22 protein-coding genes are annotated in these 19615 nt (G+C 74.7%); 8 read left to right on the top strand and 14 right to left on the bottom strand.

The window, feature by feature from the left end; genetic code table 11:
- On the bottom strand, positions 1–804 hold the full coding sequence (locus ACFYYN_RS27935) for a crotonase/enoyl-CoA hydratase family protein (RefSeq protein ID WP_500324264.1): 804 nt from the start codon (positions 802–804) through the stop codon (positions 1–3).
- Positions 805–993: 189 nt separating this feature from the next.
- Between ACFYYN_RS27935 and ACFYYN_RS27930 the strand changes: the two genes are divergently transcribed.
- From ACFYYN_RS27930 to ACFYYN_RS27905, 6 genes are all read left to right on the top strand, one after another.
- The gene (locus ACFYYN_RS27930; protein ID WP_500547958.1) at positions 994–2625 is read left to right on the top strand and encodes an acyl-CoA synthetase; all 1632 of its coding nucleotides are present in this window, start codon (positions 994–996) and stop codon (positions 2623–2625) included.
- A gap of 82 nt (positions 2626–2707) precedes the next feature.
- Positions 2708–3229 (top strand): isochorismatase family protein, encoded by a 522-nt coding sequence (locus tag ACFYYN_RS27925; protein ID WP_500324266.1) that lies wholly within the window; start codon positions 2708–2710, stop codon positions 3227–3229.
- Positions 3220–3885 carry a phosphotransferase gene (locus ACFYYN_RS27920; protein WP_500547957.1) on the top strand — a complete coding sequence of 222 codons (666 nt, stop codon included), beginning with the start codon at positions 3220–3222 and terminating at the stop codon, positions 3883–3885. Before ACFYYN_RS27925 ends, ACFYYN_RS27920 begins: the two co-directional genes overlap by 10 nt.
- 37 nt (positions 3886–3922) lie before the next feature.
- Positions 3923–4471 (top strand): chloramphenicol phosphotransferase CPT, encoded by a 549-nt coding sequence (cpt, locus tag ACFYYN_RS27915; RefSeq protein WP_500547956.1) that lies wholly within the window; start codon positions 3923–3925, stop codon positions 4469–4471.
- A gap of 215 nt (positions 4472–4686) precedes the next feature.
- On the top strand, positions 4687–5274 hold the full coding sequence (locus ACFYYN_RS27910) for a cysteine dioxygenase (protein ID WP_500547955.1): 588 nt from the start codon (positions 4687–4689) through the stop codon (positions 5272–5274).
- Positions 5271–5693, top strand: a complete 423-nt coding sequence (locus ACFYYN_RS27905; RefSeq protein WP_500324270.1) for a rhodanese-like domain-containing protein — start codon at positions 5271–5273, stop codon at positions 5691–5693. The genes ACFYYN_RS27910 and ACFYYN_RS27905 overlap by 4 nt, the downstream gene beginning before the upstream one ends.
- On the opposite strand, the gene ACFYYN_RS27900 is transcribed toward ACFYYN_RS27905, so the two are convergent.
- The 6 genes from ACFYYN_RS27900 to ACFYYN_RS27875 form a co-directional block, all read right to left on the bottom strand.
- Positions 5662–6360, bottom strand: a complete 699-nt coding sequence (locus ACFYYN_RS27900; RefSeq protein ID WP_500547954.1) for an alpha/beta fold hydrolase — start codon at positions 6358–6360, stop codon at positions 5662–5664. The two genes, ACFYYN_RS27905 and ACFYYN_RS27900, sit on opposite strands and share 32 nt — an antisense overlap.
- Before the next feature lie 93 nt (positions 6361–6453).
- Positions 6454–7275 carry a universal stress protein gene (locus ACFYYN_RS27895; RefSeq protein WP_500547953.1) on the bottom strand — a complete coding sequence of 274 codons (822 nt, stop codon included), beginning with the start codon at positions 7273–7275 and terminating at the stop codon, positions 6454–6456.
- 100 nt (positions 7276–7375) lie between these two features.
- A complete protein-coding gene (locus ACFYYN_RS27890) occupies positions 7376–8944 on the bottom strand; it encodes an acyl-CoA synthetase (RefSeq protein WP_500547952.1) in 1569 nt (522 codons plus the stop codon).
- A 13-nt stretch (positions 8945–8957) separates the two neighbouring features.
- Complete coding sequence (locus tag ACFYYN_RS27885; protein WP_500547951.1) at positions 8958–10061, bottom strand: NAD(P)H-dependent flavin oxidoreductase; 1104 nt, start codon at positions 10059–10061, stop codon at positions 8958–8960.
- Between the two features lie 54 nt (positions 10062–10115).
- Entirely contained in the window at positions 10116–10745 is a 630-nt protein-coding gene (locus ACFYYN_RS27880; protein WP_500547950.1) for a hypothetical protein, read from the bottom strand.
- 33 nt (positions 10746–10778) lie between these two features.
- Positions 10779–11687 carry an SDR family oxidoreductase gene (locus ACFYYN_RS27875; protein ID WP_500547949.1) on the bottom strand — a complete coding sequence of 303 codons (909 nt, stop codon included), beginning with the start codon at positions 11685–11687 and terminating at the stop codon, positions 10779–10781.
- A 181-nt stretch (positions 11688–11868) separates the two neighbouring features.
- Between ACFYYN_RS27875 and ACFYYN_RS27870 the strand changes: the two genes are divergently transcribed.
- Entirely contained in the window at positions 11869–12765 is an 897-nt protein-coding gene (locus ACFYYN_RS27870) for a LysR family transcriptional regulator (RefSeq protein ID WP_500438533.1), read from the top strand.
- 744 nt (positions 12766–13509) lie between these two features.
- Here the strand turns inward: ACFYYN_RS27870 and ACFYYN_RS27865 are convergent.
- The 6 genes from ACFYYN_RS27865 to ACFYYN_RS27840 form a co-directional block, all read right to left on the bottom strand.
- Positions 13510–15564 carry a serine/threonine-protein kinase gene (locus ACFYYN_RS27865; RefSeq protein WP_500547948.1) on the bottom strand — a complete coding sequence of 685 codons (2055 nt, stop codon included), beginning with the start codon at positions 15562–15564 and terminating at the stop codon, positions 13510–13512.
- A 76-nt stretch (positions 15565–15640) separates the two neighbouring features.
- Complete coding sequence (locus tag ACFYYN_RS27860; RefSeq protein ID WP_500547947.1) at positions 15641–16507, bottom strand: oxygenase MpaB family protein; 867 nt, start codon at positions 16505–16507, stop codon at positions 15641–15643.
- A 141-nt stretch (positions 16508–16648) separates the two neighbouring features.
- Positions 16649–17104, bottom strand: coding sequence for an SPW repeat domain-containing protein (locus ACFYYN_RS27855; RefSeq protein WP_500547946.1), 456 nt, complete (start codon positions 17102–17104; stop codon positions 16649–16651).
- 178 nt (positions 17105–17282) lie between these two features.
- Positions 17283–17657 (bottom strand): fluoride efflux transporter CrcB, encoded by a 375-nt coding sequence (gene crcB / locus ACFYYN_RS27850; protein WP_500324281.1) that lies wholly within the window; start codon positions 17655–17657, stop codon positions 17283–17285.
- Entirely contained in the window at positions 17654–18001 is a 348-nt protein-coding gene (locus ACFYYN_RS27845) for a DUF190 domain-containing protein (RefSeq protein WP_500547945.1), read from the bottom strand. The genes crcB and ACFYYN_RS27845 overlap by 4 nt, the downstream gene beginning before the upstream one ends.
- On the bottom strand, positions 17998–18486 hold the full coding sequence (locus tag ACFYYN_RS27840; protein ID WP_500547944.1) for a fluoride efflux transporter FluC: 489 nt from the start codon (positions 18484–18486) through the stop codon (positions 17998–18000). Before ACFYYN_RS27840 ends, ACFYYN_RS27845 begins: the two co-directional genes overlap by 4 nt.
- A 219-nt stretch (positions 18487–18705) precedes the next feature.
- Here ACFYYN_RS27840 and ACFYYN_RS27835 point away from each other — a divergent pair, with 219 nt between their 5' ends.
- A complete protein-coding gene (locus ACFYYN_RS27835) occupies positions 18706–19200 on the top strand; it encodes a nucleotidyltransferase domain-containing protein (protein ID WP_500547943.1) in 495 nt (164 codons plus the stop codon).
- 5 nt (positions 19201–19205) lie between these two features.
- Here ACFYYN_RS27835 and ACFYYN_RS27830 read toward each other — a convergent pair whose 3' ends face one another.
- A complete protein-coding gene (locus ACFYYN_RS27830) occupies positions 19206–19604 on the bottom strand; it encodes a VOC family protein (protein WP_500547942.1) in 399 nt (132 codons plus the stop codon).
- Positions 19605–19615 lie beyond the last annotated feature (11 nt).

The following is a 19615-nucleotide window of genomic DNA, read 5'->3' as shown; positions in this document are numbered from 1 at the left end:
TCAGGCGCGGCGGTAGACGGGCGGGCGCTTCTCGCCGAAGGCCCTGGCGCCCTCCTTGGCGTCGGCGGTGGCGAAGACGGGCCCGCCGCGCTCCAGTTCGGACCTCAGTCCCTCGGCCTCGGTCATCTCCGCGGTCTCGTAGACCGAGGCCTTGACGGCCTCGACGGCCAGCGGGCCGTTGGCGTTGACCAGTGCGGCGATCTCCAGCGCCTCGTCCAGGGCGGTGCCGTCGGGGACCACGTGGCCGATCAGCCCGATCCGCTCGGCCTCGGCGGCGGTGTAGGGGCGGCCGGTGAGCAGCATCTCCAGGGCGTGCGTACGTGGTATCTGGCGGGCGAGGCGGACGGTGGAGCCGCCGATGGGGAAGAGGCCGCGGCGCACCTCGAACAGGCCGAAGACCGCGCTCTCGCCAGCGACGCGGATGTCGGTGCCCTGGAGGATCTCGGTGCCGCCGGCCACGCAGGGCCCCTCGACGGCGGCGATCACCGGCTTGCGGGGGCGGTGGTGGCGCAGCATCGCCTTCCAGTGCAGGTCGGGGTCGGCGGTGAGGCGCTCCCGGTACTGCTGCCCCGCCATGCCTCCGTTCGCGGCGAGCGCCTTGAGGTCCATGCCGGAGCAGAAGGCTCCGCCGGCGCCGGTGAGGACCACGGAGCGGATCGCGTCGTCCTGGTCGGCCTCCAGCCAGCCGTCGTGGAGGCCCACGAGCATGGGCAGGGAGAGCGCGTTGCGCGCCTCCGGCCGGTTGAGGGTCAGTACGAGTGTCGCGCCGACGCGCTCCACCGTGAGGTGTTCGGTGCCGCCCATCGCCGTCCTCCCGCGTCTGGTACCGGACCTAGAACAGGTTGCAGTAGGCGCAGGTCGAGTTCAATACTTTTCTGACTGTCAGTCAGATTCTTGCCGCGGGACCCCTTCACAGCCCCCCTGCGGGGTGCTCTGATGACCGGCTGGGAGCCGGACGCGCACCCGGTCCCCCGGCCCCGGTGAGGAGGAGCCGTGGAGTACAACCTTGCCGACCTCTTCGAGTCGGTCGCCGACACCGTGCCCGGCCGCGAGGCGCTGGTGCATCTCGACCACCCCGGCACGGGGGCCGAGCGCCGGCTCACCTACGCGCAGCTCGACGCGGCGGCCAACCGCCTGGCGCACCACCTGGCGGACCACGGCGTCGCCCCCGGCGAACACGTGGGCCTGCACCTCCTCAACGGCGTCGAGTACCTGCAGACGGCGCTGGCCTGCATGAAGATCCGCGCCGTCCCGGTCAACGTCAACTACCGCTACGTGGCGGACGAGCTCGTCTACCTCTACCGCGACGCCGACCTCACGGCGCTCGTCTTCGACGCCGGGTTCACCGGCCGGGTCGCGGCGGCCCTGCCCCGTACCGAACGGCTGCGCCACCTGGTACGGGTCGGCGACGCGCCACCGGACGCGCCCGAACCCGCCGTCGCACCGGTCGGCTTCGCCGACGCCGAGGCCTCCGGATCGCCCGCCCGCGACTTCCCCGCCCGCTCCGCCGACGACCGTTTCATCATCTACACCGGCGGCACGACCGGCATGCCCAAGGGCGTCATGTGGCGCCACGAGGACCTCTTCTTCTCCGGCATGGGCGGCGGCGCCCCCACCGGCGTCCCCGTCTCCCGCCCCGAGGAACTCGCCGAACGGGTCGCGGCCGGCGGCGAGGGCCTGGTCTTCTTCCCCACCGCGCCGCTCATGCACGGCACCTCCACGCTGACCGCCTTCATCGGCTTCCACTACGGCCAGAAGGTCGTCGTCCACAGCAAGTACGCCCCCGTGGAGGTGCTGCGCACGATCGAGCGCGAGAAGGTCACCAGCGTCTCGCTGGTCGGCGACGCCATGCTGCGTCCCCTCGCCGACGCCCTGGCCGGACCGCTCAAGGACACCGACGTCTCCTCGCTGTTCAGCCTCTCCAGTTCCGGCGCGATCCTCTCCGAGACCGTGCGCGCGCAGTTCCAGGCGCTCGCCCCGAACTGCATGATCCTCAACAACTTCGGCTCGTCCGAGTCCGGCTTCAACGGCACCGCCACGGACGACGCCGGTCCGCGCAGGGGCTTCCGGCTGCGCGTCAGCGCGCACATCGCCGTCGTCGACCCCGCCTCCCTGGGGCCCGTGGCCCCCGGTGAACCGGGGCGCATCGCGCTGCGCGGCCACGTGCCGCTCGGCTACTACAACGACCCCGGCAAGACCGCCCAGACCTTCTTCGAGCGCGACGGCGAGCGCTGGGTGCTGCTCGGCGACATGGCCACCGTCGACGACGAGGGCATCGTCACCGTGCTCGGACGCGGCTCGCAGTGCATCAACACCGGCGGCGAGAAGGTCTACCCGGAAGAGGTCGAGGAGGCGCTGAAGGCCCACCCCGACGTGTACGACGCCCTGGTCGCCGGTGTCCCCGACCCGAAGTGGGGCCACCACGTCTCGGCCGTCGTCCAACTGCGCGAAGGCGCCCCGGCGCCCTCCCTGGAGGAGATCCAGACCCACTGCCGGGCCCGTCTCGCCGGCTACAAGGTGCCGCGCAGCCTCGTCATCACCCCCCTCATCCAGCGCTCCCCCAGCGGCAAGGCCGACTACCGGTGGGCCCGCGAGACGGCCGCGCAGGGAGCTGCCGGCGGCTGAACACCGGGGTGAGCCGAGCGCGGGGGCACCCGATGGCCGCGAGCCCCTGCGCACGCGCGGCGGGGGTACTTAAGGTGTGCCCATGACGCGTCTCGAGCCCCAACGCACCGCACTTGTCCTGATCGACCTGATGGAACGCATCGTGGAGCTGCCGTTGGCTCCGCGGTCCGGCGAGGAGGTCGTGCTGGCGTCGCTGGGACTCGCGACGGCCTTCCGGGAGGCGGGGGCGCCGGTCGTCCTGGTGCGCGTGGAGCGCCCCGGGGTCGACGAGCAGCCGCCGGGGAGCGAGCTCGTCGAAGGGCTGGAGCGGGAGGGCGACCTGGTGATCGTCAAGCGGACCGTGGGCGCCTTCCACGGGACCGGCCTGGACGAGGAGTTGCGGGAGCGCGGCGTCGGCACGCTCGTGATCGCCGGCATCGCGACGAACATGGGCGTCGAGTCCACGGCCCGCGCGGCGGCCGACCACGGGTACGCACTCCACTTCGCCGAGGACGCGATGACCGCGCTGAGCGCGGCGGAGCACGAGGCCGCCGTGACGCTCGCCCTCCCGCGCTTCGGGACCGTGGCCCCGGCGGGGGAGCTGGCGAAGGCCCTGTGGAGCTGATCGGCGCGGGCCGCGACGCCGACGTCTACGCCCTGGACGGCACGCGGGTCCTGCGCCGCTACCGGCACGGTGGTTCGGCCCACGAGGAGGCCCGCCTGATGGCCCACCTCGCCGGCGTGGGGTTCGCGGTGCCCCGGGTGCACGACGCGGACGGCACCGACCTCGTCATGGACCGCCTGACGGGGCCCACCATGGCCCAGGACCTGGCCCGCAGGCCCTGGCGGGCGTACGCCCACGGACGGTTGCTGGCCGGGCTGCAGGCGTCCCTCCATGCCGTCCCGGCGCCCGGCTGGCTCGGCCGCCGCTTCACCTCCGGGGATCCCGCCCGGGACCGCGTCCTCCACCTGGACCTGCACCCGGAGAACGTGATCCTCACCCCGGAGGGCCCGGTGCTGATCGACTGGAGCAACGCCGCGGCGGGCGACCCCGCCGCCGACACCGCGCTGACCGTCGCCATCCTGCGCGGCGTCGGCCTGGGCCCCGTCCGGAACGTCGGCCTGCGCGTCTTCGTCGCCGGATTCCTCCACGCCGCCCCCGCCGACCCGGCGCCGAGGATGGCCGAGGCGATCGCCGCGCGCCTCGCCAACCCCAATCTGCTGCCCGCCGAGGAACAAAGGCTCCGGCGCTTCGCCCGCCGCTCGCCGGAGGTCAATTGACTCGCGGACCCTCCGGCACCGCCCCTAGCCTGGCCCGATGGCCCACCAGGTGATCGTGCTCAACGGCGGCTCAAGCTCCGGCAAGTCGGGCATCGCGCGCTGCCTGCAGGCGGTGCTCCTGCCGGACCCGTGGCTGACGTTCGGCACCGACACGCTCGTCGACGGCCTGCCCGCCGGGCTGCGGGGCTCCGGGGCCGGTGCGGGCATCGGCTTCGGTGCCGACGGGAGCGTGTCGGTCGGCGACGCCTTCCGGGCCCTGGACGATGCCTGGACGGCCGGCATCGCTGCCATGGCGCGGGCCGGTGCCCGGGTCGTCGTCGACGAGGTGTTCCTCGGCGGCCCCGCCTCGCAGGACCGCTGGCGGCGGGCCCTGGACGGCCTGGAGGTGCTGTGGGTCGGCGTGCGCTGCGCCCCCGAGGTGGCGGCGGGCCGGGAGATCGCCCGGGGCGACCGGGTACCGGGCATGGCGGCGGCGCAGGCGGAGGCGGTCCACCGGGGAGTCGTCTACGACATCGAAGTGGACACGACACGCATGGAGTCCATGGAGTGCGCGCGGGCCGTCGCGGCCCATGTGTCACCTGTGTGACGTACCCGACTCCGGAGGGGACAGACCGGCGGTCCGTGTGCTTGCATGGGTCCATGCGCACGAACATCTGGAACCTCGGCCCCCTGTGGCCGGGACGCCGTGCGCACCACTTCGACCAGAGCTGTCGCCGGGGCTGACCTCCGTAGCCCCGACCACCCCATGACCTGCCCCCGCCCAGGCGGGGCACGTCGTGTTCCCGCTCTGGAGCCCCTCCCATGGCCCTGCACCACCGGGCGAGCGGTCCCACCCCGCTCGTCCTCCCCCAACTGCGCGCGCTCGTCCGCGGCTACGCCGCCGCCGTCGAGACCGGTGTGCACCTGCCCGTCCACCTGCCCGACCGCCGCTGGTACACCCGGCTGCACCAGGACCCCTACGTGGACGTCTGGCTGATCACGTGGCCGTGCGACACGTCCACCGAACTGCACGACCACGCGGGCTCGCTCGGTGCCCTGACCGTCGTCGGCGGCACGCTCACCGAGCACCGCTGGCTCCACGACGAGCGGGGCCACGGCAGCATCGCGACCCGTGAACTCGCCGCGGGCGGCGGCGCGGCCTTCCCGCTCGGGCACGTCCACGACGTCGTCAACGTCTCCGCCGCGCCCGCGGTGAGCGTGCACGCCTACTCGCCGCCCCTGACGGCGATGTCGTACTACGCGGTCGACGCCGCGCGCTCGCTGCGGCGCACGCGTACCGTGCTGACGGACGAGCCGGAGCCCTCCGCGGTGCCCCGCGCCGTCCCCCTGTCACGCGCCCTGGCCGTGACCGCGTCCGCGTCCACGACCGCTCCGGAGGCCGTCCGATGAACCCGTCCGCCACCGTCAGGTCCGGCATCGACCGGATGCTCGACCGCGCCCGGGCCCGGCTGGACCGGGTCGGGCCCGACGACGCGGCGGCCGAGATCGCCGCGGGTGAGGCACTGCTGGTCGACATCCGCCCGGCCGCGCAGCGGGCCCTGGAGGGTGAGTTCCCGGACGCCCTGGTGATCGAGCGCAACGTCCTCGAATGGCGGCTGGACCCGCTGAGCGACGCCCGCGTCCCCGAGGCCACCGGTCCCGACGTGCGCTGGATCGTGGCGTGCTCCGAGGGCTACACCTCCAGCCTGGCGGCGGCCTCGCTGCTGGACGTCGGCCTGACCCGGGCCACCGACCTGGAGGGCGGTTTCCAGGCGTGGCTGCGGGCCGGGCTGCCGGTCAAGGGCGGGGCGCCGGAAGGAGCCCCCTGACCCCGGCGAGGAAGTCCGCCGGGCGCTCCTGGTGGACCAGGTGCCCCGCCTCCACCGTCACCAGCCGCGCCCCCGGCACCCGGGCCGCGACGGCCGCGATGCCGTCCTGGGGGACGTGGCTGGCCGCCCCGCCGGCGAGGACCAGGGTGGGGCAGTCGATCGTCGCCAGCAGGTCCCACCAGCCCGGGTCGGGGGCGTTGCGCCAGCGGTTGACGGCCGCGATGACCCGCCAGTCGCACGTCTCGTCCCCCTCGGGGCCGGACGGCACGGCCCGCGGCGGCACCTCCGGGTCCGGCGGCACGGGCTCCTCCAGGACGAGGGCCGCCAGCCGGGTCGACACCTTCGCCGCCACCAGGTAGGCGACGACCGCGCCCATCGAATGCCCGGCCAGCACCACCCGCTCCGGGCCGAGGGTGTCCAGGAAGGCCACGACGTCGTCGCGCATGGCCTCGAAGGCGTACTCGCCCGGCCAGTCGCTGGCGCCGTGGCCGCGCAGGTCGGGCGCGTACACCCGGTGGGCCGAGGCCAGCGCGGGCGCGACCGGCTGCCAGTCGGCGCCGTCCAAGCCGCGTCCGTGGAGCAGGACGAGCGGCGGCGCGTCCGCCTCGCCCCAGCTGCGGTAGGCCATCCGGATGCCGTTCACCTGCACGGTGTGGAGATCGCTCACCCGGGCGACGCTACCCGCCGACCGGAGACGTCACTCGTCCGGGCGTCACCCGTTCCGGTCCGCCCACCGCGAACAGGCCCGCTCCCGCGGGCGTCAGTGCGGGACGACGGCCACCGGGCAGGCCGCGTGGTGCAGCACCGCGGCCGCCACGGGGCCCAGGTGCGGGCCCGCGCCTCCGTGCCGGTTCCGGCACCGTCCGACGACCAGCAGCGAGGCGCCGGCCGCCGCGTCCACCAGGGGCTGCGCGGCGTTGCCCGCGGCGACCTCCTCCGTGATCTCCACACCGGGCGCCTTCTCCCGCCACGGCGCGAGGGCGGCCTGCACCGCGTGCCGCTCCGCCGCCGAGATCTCCGCGCCGCAGGTGGGGTCCATGGCCGCGGGGACGTATCCGTACGTCGGCGGGTACGACCACGCGTGGACCACCCGCAGCTGCACCCCGCGCCGCCGCGCGTGCTCCACCGCGAAGGCGATCACGTCGTCCGCGCCCTGCCGCAGGCTGAAGCCCAGCACCACGGGCCGCCGGTCGTCCCCGGCTCCCTCGTCCTGGCCGGTGCGGACGACCACGACGGGGCCCTCGGCGCGGGCCAGCGTCGCCTGCCCCACGGACCCGAGGAGGAAGCCGCTGAGCCCGCTCAGCCCCTGCGAGCCGAGCGCGAGCAACTCGCTGCGGCCCGCCTCCGCGACCAGCAGCTCCGCCGGCGGGCCGTCGGCCACGTCCGTCGTCACGGGCAGCTCCGGATGGCGCTCGGCGAGCTCCTGTGCGGCCTCGCGCACCACCGCGTCGCCGTACGGGTGTCCCCCGGCGTGCACCAGGCGCAGCGGCACCGATCTCCGCAGCGCCTCCCCCGCCGCCCAGTGCATGGCGGCGTGGCTTTCCGGCGAGCCGTCCAGGCCCACGGTGACGGGTCGGGTCATCGGATGTGCCTCCCTCGCCTCCACAGTAGGCGCCGCCGCCCCGCCCGGCGCCCCGGCGGACACGGCCGTCCGGCCGTCCGGGCGCCGGGCGGCCGGGCGGTCACAGCGGCCGTGCGCGGCCCTCCCAGTACGGGTCGCGGAGCCGGCGCTTGTAGAGCTTGCCGTTGGGGTCACGCGGCATCTCGGCGACGAAGTCCACCGACCGGGGGCGCTTGTAGCCCGCCAGGCGCTCCTCGCAGTGGGCCAGGACGGAGGCGGCCAGCTCCGGCCCGGGCTCGTGGCCGGGGGCGGGCTCGACGACGGCCTTGACCTGCTCGCCCCAGTCGTCGTGGGGGATGCCGAAGGCGGCCGCGTCGGCGACCGCGGGGTGGCTGAGGAGCGCGGCCTCGATCTCGGCGGGGTAGACGTTGACGCCACCGGAGATGATCATGTCGATCTTGCGGTCGCGGAGGTAGAGGTAGCCGTCCTCGTCCAGGTAGCCCAGGTCCCCGACGGTGAAGAAGTCGCCGATGCGGCTCGCCCGGGTCTTGGCCTCGTCCTTGTGGTAGCGGAAGCCGGGGGTGTTCATCTTGATGTAGACGGTGCCGAGTTCACCGGGCGGCAGCCGGTTGCCGTCGTCGTCGTGGACGGCGATCTCGCTGATCGGCCACGCCCTGCCGACCGTGCCGGGCTTCTTCAGCCACTCGGCGGCGGAGGCGAAGGTGCCGCCGCCCTCGCTGGCCGCGTAGTACTCCTCGACGCACGGCCCCCACCACTCCAGCATGGCCCGCTTGATGTGCTCGGGGCAGGGCGCGGCGCCGTGGATGGCGTGCCGCATCGAGGAGACGTCGTGGCGGCTCCTGACCTCCTCCGGGAGGGCCAGCAGCCGGTGGAACTGCGTCGGCACCATGTGGGTGTGCGTGCAGCGGTGGACGTCGATCAGCCGCAGCATCTCCTCGGGCGTCCACTTGTCCATCAGGACGACCGGGTGGCCGATGTGCAGCGCGGCGCCGGCGAACTGCAGCACCGCCGTGTGGTACAGCGGCGAACAGACGAGGTGGACGTTCCCGTCGAAGGGGCGGATGCCGAAGATGCCGAGGAAGCCGCCGAGGTGGGTCTCCTCGGGAGGCCTGCCAGACAGCGCGCGCCGGATGCCGCGGGGGCGGCCGGTGGTGCCGGAGGTGTAGTTCATGACCCAGCCGGTGGTGCGCTCCCTCGGCGGGGTGCCGGGCATGCCTGCCTGCAGTTCCGCGTACGGGCGGAAGCCGTCGATGCCCGTGGCGCCGACGGCGTACCGGCGTGTCCCGGGCAGTCCCGCCTCGTCGGCGGCGGCGCGTGCCTGGTCACCGAAGCGCTCGTGGGCGACGAGGCCCTTCGCGCCGGAGTCGGCGACGATCCAGGCGATCTCGGGCCCCACCAGGTGGTGGTTGACCGGGACGAGGTAGAACCCGGCCTGGAAGGCGGCGAGGTACGCCGTGAAGAACTCGGCGCCGTTCGGCAGCACGACCGCGAAGGCGTCGCCGGTCCGCAGCCCGGCGGCGCGCAGTCCGTGGACGAGGCGGTTGGACTCCTCGTGCAGCCGCCGGGCGCTCCACCGGTCGCCGTCGGGAGAGGTGAGCACGACCCGTTCCGGGTCGGCGGCGGCCTGGGCCCAGAACCCGTTGGGGGCGTTCGCCGTGGTCGGTGTCATGGGTGCCGCCTCCTCAGGTGCGTCCGGCGATGCGGTTGATGCGGTCGACGGCCCGCTCGAAGCCGCGGGTCAGGTCGTCGAAGACCGCCTGGACACTGCGTACTTCGCGCATCTGTCCCACGATCTGGCCGACCGGCGTGCCGAGCAGCGGCGCCACCTCGTACTTCTGGATCCGGGTGATCGCGTCGGCGACCAGCAGGCCCTGCAGGGGCATCGGCAGCGCTCCGGGCCCGGCCGGGCCGTCCCAGGCGTCGGTCCACTCGGTGCGCAGCTGGCGGGCCGGTTTGCCGGTCAGGGCGCGCGAGCGGACGGTGTCCCCCGAGCCGGCCGCGAGGAGCTTGCGGACCAGGGCGGAGGAGGGGAGCTCGGCCTCCGTGGTGGTCAGCCACACCGAGCCCAGCCACACGCCCTGGGCGCCCAGCGCCAGTCCCGCGGCGACCTGCTCACCGGTGCCGATGCCTCCGGCGGCGAGCACGGGCAGCGGGTCCACGGCACGGACGACCTCCGGCACCAGCACCATGCCGGCGATCTCGCCGGTGTGGCCGCCGGCCTCGTAGCCCTGCGCGACGACGATGTCGATGCCCGCCTCCTGGTGGTGCCGGGCGTGCCGGGCGCTGCCGGCGAGGGCTGCGACGGGGACGCCCCGGTCGTGGGCGCGCCGTACGACGTCCGCGGGCGGGGAGCCCAGCGCGTTGGCGAGCAGGCCGATCGGGAAGTCGAAGGCGACGTCGAGCTGCGACCGGGCCACCTGCTCCATCCAGCCCGTGATGCGCCAGCCGGTGGGGTCGCCCGGCTCCAGCTCGGGCACGCCGTGCTTGGCCAGCACCTCCCGGACGTACTGGCGGTGCCCCTCCGGGATCATCGCCTCGACGTCCGCCTCGGTGACGCCCTCGACCTTCTTGGCCGGCATGACGACGTCCAGCCCGTACGGCCGGCCGCCGGTGTGCGCCTCCATCCACTCCAGGCCCCGGGCCAGCTCGTCGGGCGCGGTGTAGCGCACCGCCCCGAGGACTCCCATGCCCCCGGCCTTGCTGATCGCGGCCGCGACGGCGGGGAACGGCGTGAAGCCGAAGATGGCGTGCTCGATGCCCAGCCTCTTGCTCAGCTCCGTCTCCATGGGGGCAGGATGCCCGAGCGGACCGGCCGGGGGAAGAGATTTTCTGATGCAGCGTCAGATTTTAGGGAAGCACACCTCTCCCCACCCGCCGTCGCGGAGGTCCCGGACGACCACCCGGCCGGGCCCCGCGGGCCCCGCACAGGCGGGCTCGCACGGATCGAGTTGTCCCGGCTCCGGGGCGAGGGCGGCGCCCGGCCCGAAGTGCCCGCCGTCCAGGGCGAATTCCCACCGGCTCCCGCACCCTGCGGGCGCCGCCTGCTCGAGCGGCGCCGAGACGGGCCTGAGCCCCGTCGACTCCTGCCGGAAACCGCGGCCTCCGCACCACATCTCCACCACCGTGCGCGTGCTCAGCGCCGCGGCGGCGGCCGGCAGGAGCCACGCGGGGCCGAGCAGCGAGCCGAAGTACCCGGGGGCGGGCCCCTCCTGCCCTTCCCAGGAGTGCGGCTCGTCGAGGGTCACCGTGAAGGAGAGGTCAGCGGTGATCTCGACCAGCCCGCTCAGCGAATGCGACGGGGCGACCGCGGCCGCCGGGTGCATGACGTGCCCGGCGACGGCGGACAGCACGGCGGTCGGCAGCCGCGGATCGCCCTGCCCGAACCGGAAGTACCTCCCCGGCCAGGCGCGCACCCCCGCGTCGAAGTCCAGGACGGTGATGCGCGAAGCGTCGTACGACTGCCCGGTCATGGCCGCAGGCTATCCGCCGTCCGCCGTCGCGGATCAGGCGTCGGACCGGTCGAAGTAGTGGCCCTCCGCCAGGTCCCGGAGCAGCGCGGGGTGCTCGGGGCGCCACCCCAGGAGCTCCCTGGTGCGCGCGTTCGACGTCGGGTTGTCCAGCGTCACGAAGCCGGACAGGAAGCCGAGGTGCTCCTCCGCCGCCTCGCGCGGCACGCTCTTCACCGGGACGTCCAGGCCGCGCCCGATCGCCTCGGCGATCTCCCGGAACGGGATGCCCTCGTCACCGGCCCCGTGCAGCCGCGAGCCGGCCGGCGCCGCTTCCAGGGCCAGGCGGAACAGGCGCGCCGCGTCCAGGGTGTGGACGGCGGGCCAACGGGTGGCGCCGTCCTCCACGTACGCCGAGACGCCCTTGTCGCGCGCCATGCCGATCAGCCGCGGGACGAAGCCGTGCCGGTCGGACGGGCCGTGCACGGACGGGGCGAGGCGGACGACCGACGACCGGACCCCGCGCGCGGCGAGCGCGACGGCCGCGTTCTCCGCCTCGCCACGGGGAGATGCCGGGGGCGCCGCCTCGTCCTCCGTCCCGGGGCGGCCCGCGACGGCGGAGGCGAGCATCAGCGTGCCGGAGGTGATCACGAAGGGGCGTCCGGAGCCCTCGAGCGCGTCCCCCATCGCCTCGACGGCCCGCAGGTCGGTGGCGACCGCGCCCGCGTAGTCGGAGAAGTCGTGGCCGAAGGCCAGGTGGATGACGCCGTCGGCCTCCGCGGCGCCGCGGCGCAGGCCGTCGAGGTCCTCCAGGCTGCCGCGGTGGACCCCGGCCCCCGCGGCCGTCAGGGCGGCGGCGGAACGGTCCGAGCGGGCGAGGCCGACGACCTCGTGCCCGGCCCCGAGGAGTTCGGCGACGACGGCGGTCCCGATGTGCCCGGTGGCGCCGGTGACGAATACACGCATGCTGCGATCCTTCGATGAGGTGGTGTGGTGCCGCCCCTCGCGCGGTGCCGGCGGCGCGGCCGGGGCGGTCTCCATCGTGCGGGCCGGGAACACCCACGGTCCAAGGCCCGTTCTGCACGGCGCAATGCGTTCCGGGCATCACCCCAGGTGGAAGGGGACGGGGCGGACTAGGCTGGGCGTCATGTCCGAGTCCTCCTCCGCGCCGCCGGACCTCGACCTGCGGCTCGTGCGCTACTTCACGGCCGTCGCCGAGCACCGGCACTTCGGCCGGGCCGCCGAGGCGCTGCACGTCACGCAGCCGTCCCTGAGCCGGCAGGTCCGCCGCCTCGAACAGCAACTGGGCGCGCGCCTGCTGGACCGCACCCCGCGGGGCACCGTCCTCACCGAGGCCGGGGAGGTCTTCCTGCCCCGCGCCAGGGCGCTGCTGCGCTCCGCCGCGAGTGCCGCGGCCGAGACCCGCGCCGCCGCCCGGCCCAGCCGGATCACCGTGGGCTACACCGCGGGCCTCATCGTCACCCCCGCGGTGCGGGAACTGCGCCACCGGCATCCCGACGCCGACGTGCGCACCCAGCACGTGCCCTGGAACGAGGCGAGCGCGGCACTGCTGGACCACCGGGTGGACGCGCTGGTCACGCGGCTGCCGTTCCCCACCGGCGGGCTGCACGTGACCGTGCTGTACGACGAACCCCGGGTGCTGGTGGTGCCACTGGACCACCGCCTCGCGGGCAAGGAGTCCGTCACGCTCGACGACATCGCCGGCGAACCCCTGCCCCGGGTACGGCAGTCGGACCCGTCGTGGAGCGCGTTCTGGCGGATCGACCCCCGCCCCGACGGCAGCCCTGCGCCGGACGGCCCCCTCATCGACGCCGTCGAGGACAAGTTCGAGGTGGTCGCCGCCGGGCAGGCCGTGACCATCTCGGCGGGCGTCCGCGGCGGCCTGCGCCCCGACCTCACCGCGATCCCCCTCGAAGACGTCGAGCCGAGCCACGTCGTCCTGGCGACCCGCGCCGGCGACGGCAACCGCCTGGTGGCGGCCTTCCGCAAGGCAGCGCAGTCCCGCCTGACCGGCCGCCCCTGAACCCGGAACCCCGCGCGCGGGGTTCCGGGCGCGCCAGGAGCGCAGCCCCCAGCGGTCCCACAGGCGCTTCCGCCGAAGTGGTGCGGCGGCCACCGCCGAAGCCGCCCTCGACAGGCACGACGGACTCCGCCACGGCGTCCGCCGCGCCGGCTTCCCACCGGCCGCCCCTGCACCCGGAACCCGCGGCCGACCGCCGCAACCGGGTACTCGGCGCGCCAGGGCCACGGCGCCGGGAACACGGCCTACGCAGCTCGTCCGAGGCAGGCCCGGCAGAACCCCTCCCCCGCGACTCCGGACCCGCAGCCGGAAGCCGCGACCGACTGCTCGGCACACCCCTTCCACGGCGGCGGTGCGGCGACCACCGCCTAAGCCGCCCTCGACAGGCACGACGGACTCCGCCACGGCGTCCGCCGCGCCGGCTTCCCACCGGCCGCCCCTGCACCCGGAACCCGCGGCCGACCGCCGCAACCGGGTACTCGGCGCGCCAGGGCCACGGCGCCGGGAACACGGCCTACGCAGCTCGTCCGAGGCAGGCCCGGCAGAACCCCTCCCCCGCGACTCCGGACCCGCAGCCGGAAGCCGCGACCGACTGCTCGGCACACCCCTTCCACGGCGGCGGTGCGGCGACCACCGCCTAAGCCGCCCTCGACAGGCACGGCGAGCTCCGCGGCGGCTTCTCATCGGCCGCCTCCGGACACGGAACGCGCGCCCGGAGAGCCGCCTCCGTCCCCGGAGTCGCACGGGTCATCCGGTCGTCCGGTCAGCAGGGCAGGCCAGCTGTTCACGGCAGCGTGCCCGGTCCTCGTGGCTGGCCACCGTGTCGGGGTGCTCCGGGCCGAGGGTCCGCTCGCGGGCCTCCGCCACGGCCTCGTGGAGGGCCAGGGCCTCGCGCCAGTCCCCCAGCCAGCCCAGGGCGACGGCGATCTCGCGGCGGCTGACGAGCGTGTCGGGGTGGTCCGTGCCGAGCACGCGGGTGCGGACCGCCGCGACGTCGCGGGCCTCGGCGAGGGCGTCGCTCCAGCGGCCGAGACGGCCGAGGTTGACCCCGAGGCCGTGCCGGGCGCGGAGGGTGTCGGGGTGGGCGGGGCCCGACAGACGGGTGCGGAGGGCGACGAGGTCGGTGTAGAGCTCGTGGGCCTCGGCGCCGAGGCCCATCCGCCCCAGGCAGATGCCCAGTTCGTGGCGGGTTGCCAGGGTGTCGGGGTGGTCGGCCCCCAGCAGTGCGGCCCGGGTCGCGGCGACGTGGGCGTAGGTGGCGCGGGCCTCCGGCCAGCGGTCGAGGAGCCCGAGCAGATGGCCGACCTCGCAGCGGGTGGTGAGCGTGTCGGCGTGGGCGGGGCCCAGGACGCGGGTGCGGGAGTCCGCGACCTGCGCCGCCAGCGCGTACGCCTCCTGCGTACGGCCGAGCATCCCGAGGGTGACGGCGAGGTTGTGCCGGCAGTGCAGGGTGTCGGGATGGTCGGTGCCCTGCCGCCCCTCACGGGCGGCGAGCACCGCGGTGTACCCCTGGCGGGCCTCCTCGTGGCGGCCGAGCCGTCCGAGGGCGTAGGCGGCCTCCTGGCGGGCGGCGAGCACGGCGGGGTGATCCGCGCCCAGGGCCTGCGCCCGGGCGGCGGCCACCTCCTCGTACGCGCGCAGCGCCTCGGCGTGGCGGCCGCCGCGGCTGAGGCACAGGGCGAGTTCGTAGCGGCTGGTGAGCGTGTCGGGATGGGTGGCCCCGAGCAGCCGTTCGCGCTCCTCGGCGACGGCGCGGTGCGACCGTTCGGCCTCGGACCAGCGGCCCAGCCGGGCGAGTCCGACGGCCGTGGTGTGCCGGCTCGCCAGGGCCGCGGTGCCGTGCATGCCGGGCGCCCCCGACCGCAGTTCCAGACGGCGCGCCCAGGAGGGCAGCCCGGGCTCGGGGCGGGTGCCGCCGTGCCCGCCCTGCCCGCCGTCCCGGAGCGTCTTGAGCCGTCCGGCCACGTCGGCGGCGCTCTGCGGGCGGTCCTCCGGGTTCTTGGCGAGCAGGTCGAGGACGAGCTGCTCCAGTTCCCCGGGCAGGTCGGGCCGGTGCTCGCGCGGCGGCCGGGGCGGGGTGTCGCGGTGGCCGACGAGGACGGCCCAGGTGTCGTCAAGATCGAAGGGCGGCGCGCCGGTGGCGATCTCGTAGAGGACGCAGCCGAGCGAGTAGAGGTCGCTGCGGTGGTCGATCCCGTCCTCGCCGCCGATCTGCTCCGGCGACATGTAGTGCGGGGTGCCCATGGCGACCCCGGTGCCGGTCAGCCGCGAGGTGAAGCCGATGTCGTGGCCGAGGCGGGCGATGCCGAAGTCGCAGATCTTCACGTCGCCGTCGGCGAGCCGCATGACGTTCGCCGGCTTCAGGTCGCGGTGCACGATGCCCCGGGCGTGGGTGTACGCCAGGGCCGCCGCGATCTGCACGGCGATGTCGGTGACGTCGGGGACGGGCAGCGGACGGCCCTCGTTGTCACCGAGCAACTGCCGCAGGTTGCGGCCGTCGAGCAGCTCCATGACGAGGAAGAGCACGCCCTCGCTCTCACCGAAGTCGTGGACGACGGTGACGCCGCGGTGCTGGAGCGCCGCCGCGACCCGTGCCTCGCGGCGGAAGCGCTCCCGCAGCACCCGGTGCACGGACGGGTCCAGTGAAGGGCTCGTCGGTTTCAGGCACTTGACCGCGACCTCCCGGCCCAGCGACTCGTCCAGCGCCTTCCAGACCTCGCCCATGCCGCCGCGCCCGATCCGCTCCCGCAGCCGGTAGCGGTCGCGCAGCAGTGTTCCCCTGTCGTACCGACCTGCCGTCATGGTGTGCGCCGCCCCCGGTCGTCCGCCTCTCCCCGCACCCAGTATGGCCGCGGGGGGCACGCTTGGGGACCCGCCGTTACCCCAGGGAACGCGCCTGTTCGCGCAGCCGGTGGGTGGACGGGTGCGTGCCGGGGCCGAGGCGTCCGACCGCCTTGAGGATGTGCCCGGGGGGCAGTTGCCAGCGCACGTAGGAGGGGACCGTGCGCAGCAGCAGGCCCGTGCCGCGCAGCCGCCGCCCGGTGACCGGGACGGCCGGGGCGGGCCGCCCGTACAGCTCGTGGGCGAAGGGTGGCAGCGCGGCGTAGGCCAGTGCGGTGGCCCGGCCCCACACGGCGAACCGCAGGGGCAGCAGCGCCCAGGGCACGGGCGGCCCCTGCAGGAAGGCGAAGACCTCCAGGGCCTCGGGGGTGGCGGCGAGCTCCGGCCGCACCTTCTCGAAGTAGGCGGCGAGCGACTCGGTGTCGCCGGGGACCTCCGCCGGGTCCAGGCCCACCAGCCGGGCGGCCTCGCGCTGTTCGGCGACGTAGGCGTCGGCCTGCGCGTCGGACAGGGGGAAGCCGGAGCGCCGCGCGACCTCCAGGTAGGAGTCGATCTCGGCGCAGTGCACCCACAGCAGCAGTCCGGGATCGTCGACGGGGAAGCGCTCGCCGCTGTCCGGGTCCGTCGCGGACAGCCGGCGGTGGATGCCGCGCACCTTGGCCCCGGCCCGCTCGGCCTGCAGCGTGGTGCCGTAGGTGATCGTGCCGACGAAGTCCGCGGTGCGCAGCAGACGGCCCCACGCGTCCCGGCGGAAGTCCGAGTTCTGCGTGACGCCGCGCACCGCGCGCGGGTGCAGCGCCTGCAGGTACAGCGCCCGTACGCCGGCGATCCACATCATGGGGTCGCCGTGCATCTGCCAGGTGACCGAGCCGGGCCCGAAGAGCCCGGGGTCGGCGTCGCGCATCGCAGCCTCCTGTCGCCGTGCGACCACGGCCGGCCCCACCCGCGACCGGGGCGGCGGCCTCCGGCCTGGTGCCCGCAGCGCCGAGCATAGGGCCGCGCGGGGCGCCGGGTCTGCCCCGCGCGGCCCTCCCTCGGTGGCGTGTCAGCGGGCGGGCGCGGCGTCACCCGGCGGGTGGGAGCGCCGTCGCTCGATCAGGGCCAGGCTCACCGCGCCCAGGACGATCAGGCCCACGCCCGTCACGATCTGGTTGAGGGGCGCGAGACCGGCGCCCGGGTCGTCGAAGTAGCCGAAGACGAAGGGCGAGGCGACCAGGCAGGCACCGCACACGATGGTGATGACGTCGCTGCCGGGCCCCCGGGTCCGAGCCGCCCGTGCGATCGCGTTGAGCAGGATGATGGTCGAGAAGACCAGGTCGACGATCCGCACGTTGTTGCCGATGGGCGTGTCGGGATACGCCAGCGCCCATCCGGCGGCGAACAGCCACCCGCCGATCAGCAGCAGGGGTGCCGTGAACAGCGAGTCGCGTATGTCGGCCGGTGGGGTCTGGGTGTGGCCCGCCGTCTGGATCCGGGTGGGGGAACGCTGAGCCAGGGACATGGTGCCCTCCCGCGGTGGGAGCCCCGTCGCCCGGCACGCGGCGCACGCCTCGCGGCGCCTGTCGGCGGGGAACGCACCCGCGTCCGCTCCGGGCGACGGGCCGGAGTGTGGACTCCTCTCATTTTAGGTGGGTCGCCGGGAACGTCCTGTTCTGCGGCCTTCCGGTGCCGGGCGCGGTTCAGGCCCAGATCGCCTGGGCCACGGCGGCCCCGGTGAAGGCCGCGCCGATCCCGGCGACCACGCTGGCGACGACGTTCGCGACGGCGAAGAACCGCGCCCCGGTCTCCGCCAGCCGCAGGGTCTCGTACGAGAAGGTCGAGTAGGTGGTCAGCGCCCCGCAGAAACCCGTGCCGACCAGGAGCTGGACCGAATGGGAGGCCGCCCCGTAGGTGACCCCGCCTGCCACCAGCCCCAGGACGAGGCAGCCGACGACGTTGACCGTGAACGTGCCCCACGGGAACACGGTGTCGTGCCGGGCCTGGACGGCGCGGTCCGTGAGGTAGCGCAGCGGTGCCCCGACCACGGCCCCGGCGATGACGAGCACCCAGTTCACCCGTGGTTCCCCCGTCCCACGTAACGGATGACCTCGACCTCGTCGAGGGTGACCAGCCCCTCGGTGACCAGTTCGTCGAGCTGCGGCAGGAACGCGCGGACGCGCTCCTCGTGGTCGACGATGACGACGGCCACCGGCAGGTTGTCGCTCAGCGAGAGCAGCCTGTTGGTGTGGATCAGCGAGGAGGCGCCGAAGCCCTCCACCCCGTGGAAGACGCTGGCGCCGGCCAGGCCGGCGTCGTGGGCGCGGCGGGTGATCTCGGAGCACAACGGCTTGTGGTGCCAGGTGTCGTTGTCGCCGATGAGGATCGTCAACCGCATCGCGGTGCCGTGCAGCCGTGTCATGTCTGCCTCCGAACGATCAGGCGACGGGCCGCGTGTGCCGCGCCCCACACCGCGGCCAGGGCGACCAGCGGCGTGGCGGCGAGGTAGGCCAGCCCGGCACCGGCGTGACCGCCCTCCACCAGGCCGTGGATGTCGACGGCGTACGTGGAGAAGGTGGTGAAGCCCCCGAGCACGCCGGTGCCGAAGAACGGGCGCACGAGCCGGTGCACGGACCACATCTCGGTGATGACCACCATGAACACGCCGATCACGGCGCAGCCGAGCGCGTTGACACCGAAGGTGGTCCACGGGAAGGCGCCCGGCGCACCGGGCCACAGCAGGCCCGCGCCGTAGCGCGCGCACGCTCCCAGCGCTCCGCCGACCGCGACCACGCCGACGACCGGCGCCTGTTCCCGTATCCGCGCGGATCGCGGCAGGGACGGCTGCGGCTCGACGTCGGGGGACACGGGCTCGGTCATCGGGGAGAAGGGGGCTGGTGAGGTCATGCGTCTCCTACTCGTGAGGCGCCCTGCTGCGGGCGCGTTCCGTCACAAGTAGGGACCGTTGGCGGCATCCTCACCGCGGTTCGGGTACGGCGGGCCCCACCGCCGCGCGGCGGTCACCAGGGACCACCGCTGCCTCCAGCATACTCCGCGGTGCCCGGCCCCGTGATCCGCTCCGGGGTGGCACCCTGGGGCTTCGAACCGGCGAGGGGGGATGCGGCGATGATGACCGGGCCGGACGTGGTGCAGATCCTGCACCTGCTGCGGAGCGCGGGCGCGGAGGTCTGGGTGGGCGGCGGCTGGGGCGTCGACGCCCTGCTGCGCAGGCAGACCCGCGACCACCGGGACCTGGACCTCATGCACCGGCACGAGCAGGAGGACACCGTCGTCGCGGCGCTGGCCGCGGCCGGCTTCACCCAGACCCTCGACCGGCGGCCGGTGCGCTTCGTCGTCACCGACGGCAGGGGTCGTGAGATCGACCTGCACCCGCTGTCCTTCGCCGCCGACGGGAGCGCGCAACAGGCGTCGCCGGAGCCGGGGCGGCCCTTCGTCTACCCGGCCGCGTGCTTCGTCACCGGCGAGGTCGGACGGACCGTCGTCCCGTGCCTGTCGGCCGAGCAGCAGGTGTACTTCCACCAGGGGTACGAGCCGACCGACCGGGACCGCCACGACATGCTCCGGCTCCGCGAGGCCTTCGGCATCGCCACCCACTTCTGAGGTCATCAGGACAGCGGCGTCAGGAAGATCCAGACGTGGCCGAAGGGGTCCCTGAGCATCGACTGGCGTGCGCCGTAGGGCATGTCGGCCGGGGCCGTGAGCAGTTCGGCTCCGGCGGCCACGGCCCGGTCGGTGAGGGCGTCCACGTCCGGCACGTAGACGTGCAGGACGACGGACGGCCCGGCCGCGGCGGACGGGGGCGAGGCCGGGGCCTCGGCGTCGCCGAGCATGAGGGTGGAGCGGTGGATCCTGATCTCGGCGTGCACGATCCGCCCGTCGTCGCCTTCGAGCCGGAAGGACTCCGTCGCTCCGAACGCGGCGGCGTAGAACGTGATCGCCTCGGCGGCCCCGTCGACCAACGCGTGCGGGATGACGGCGTACTTGTACTGCTCGGGGATCTCCATGCACCGCACGC

This window comes from Streptomyces sp. NPDC001902 (assembly GCF_042891295.1).
In the GTDB taxonomy this organism is placed as follows: Bacteria; Actinomycetota; Actinomycetes; order Streptomycetales; family Streptomycetaceae; genus Actinacidiphila.
The sequence above is the reverse complement of the archived record's forward strand: the minus strand, read 5'-3'. Positions and strand labels throughout refer to the sequence as shown.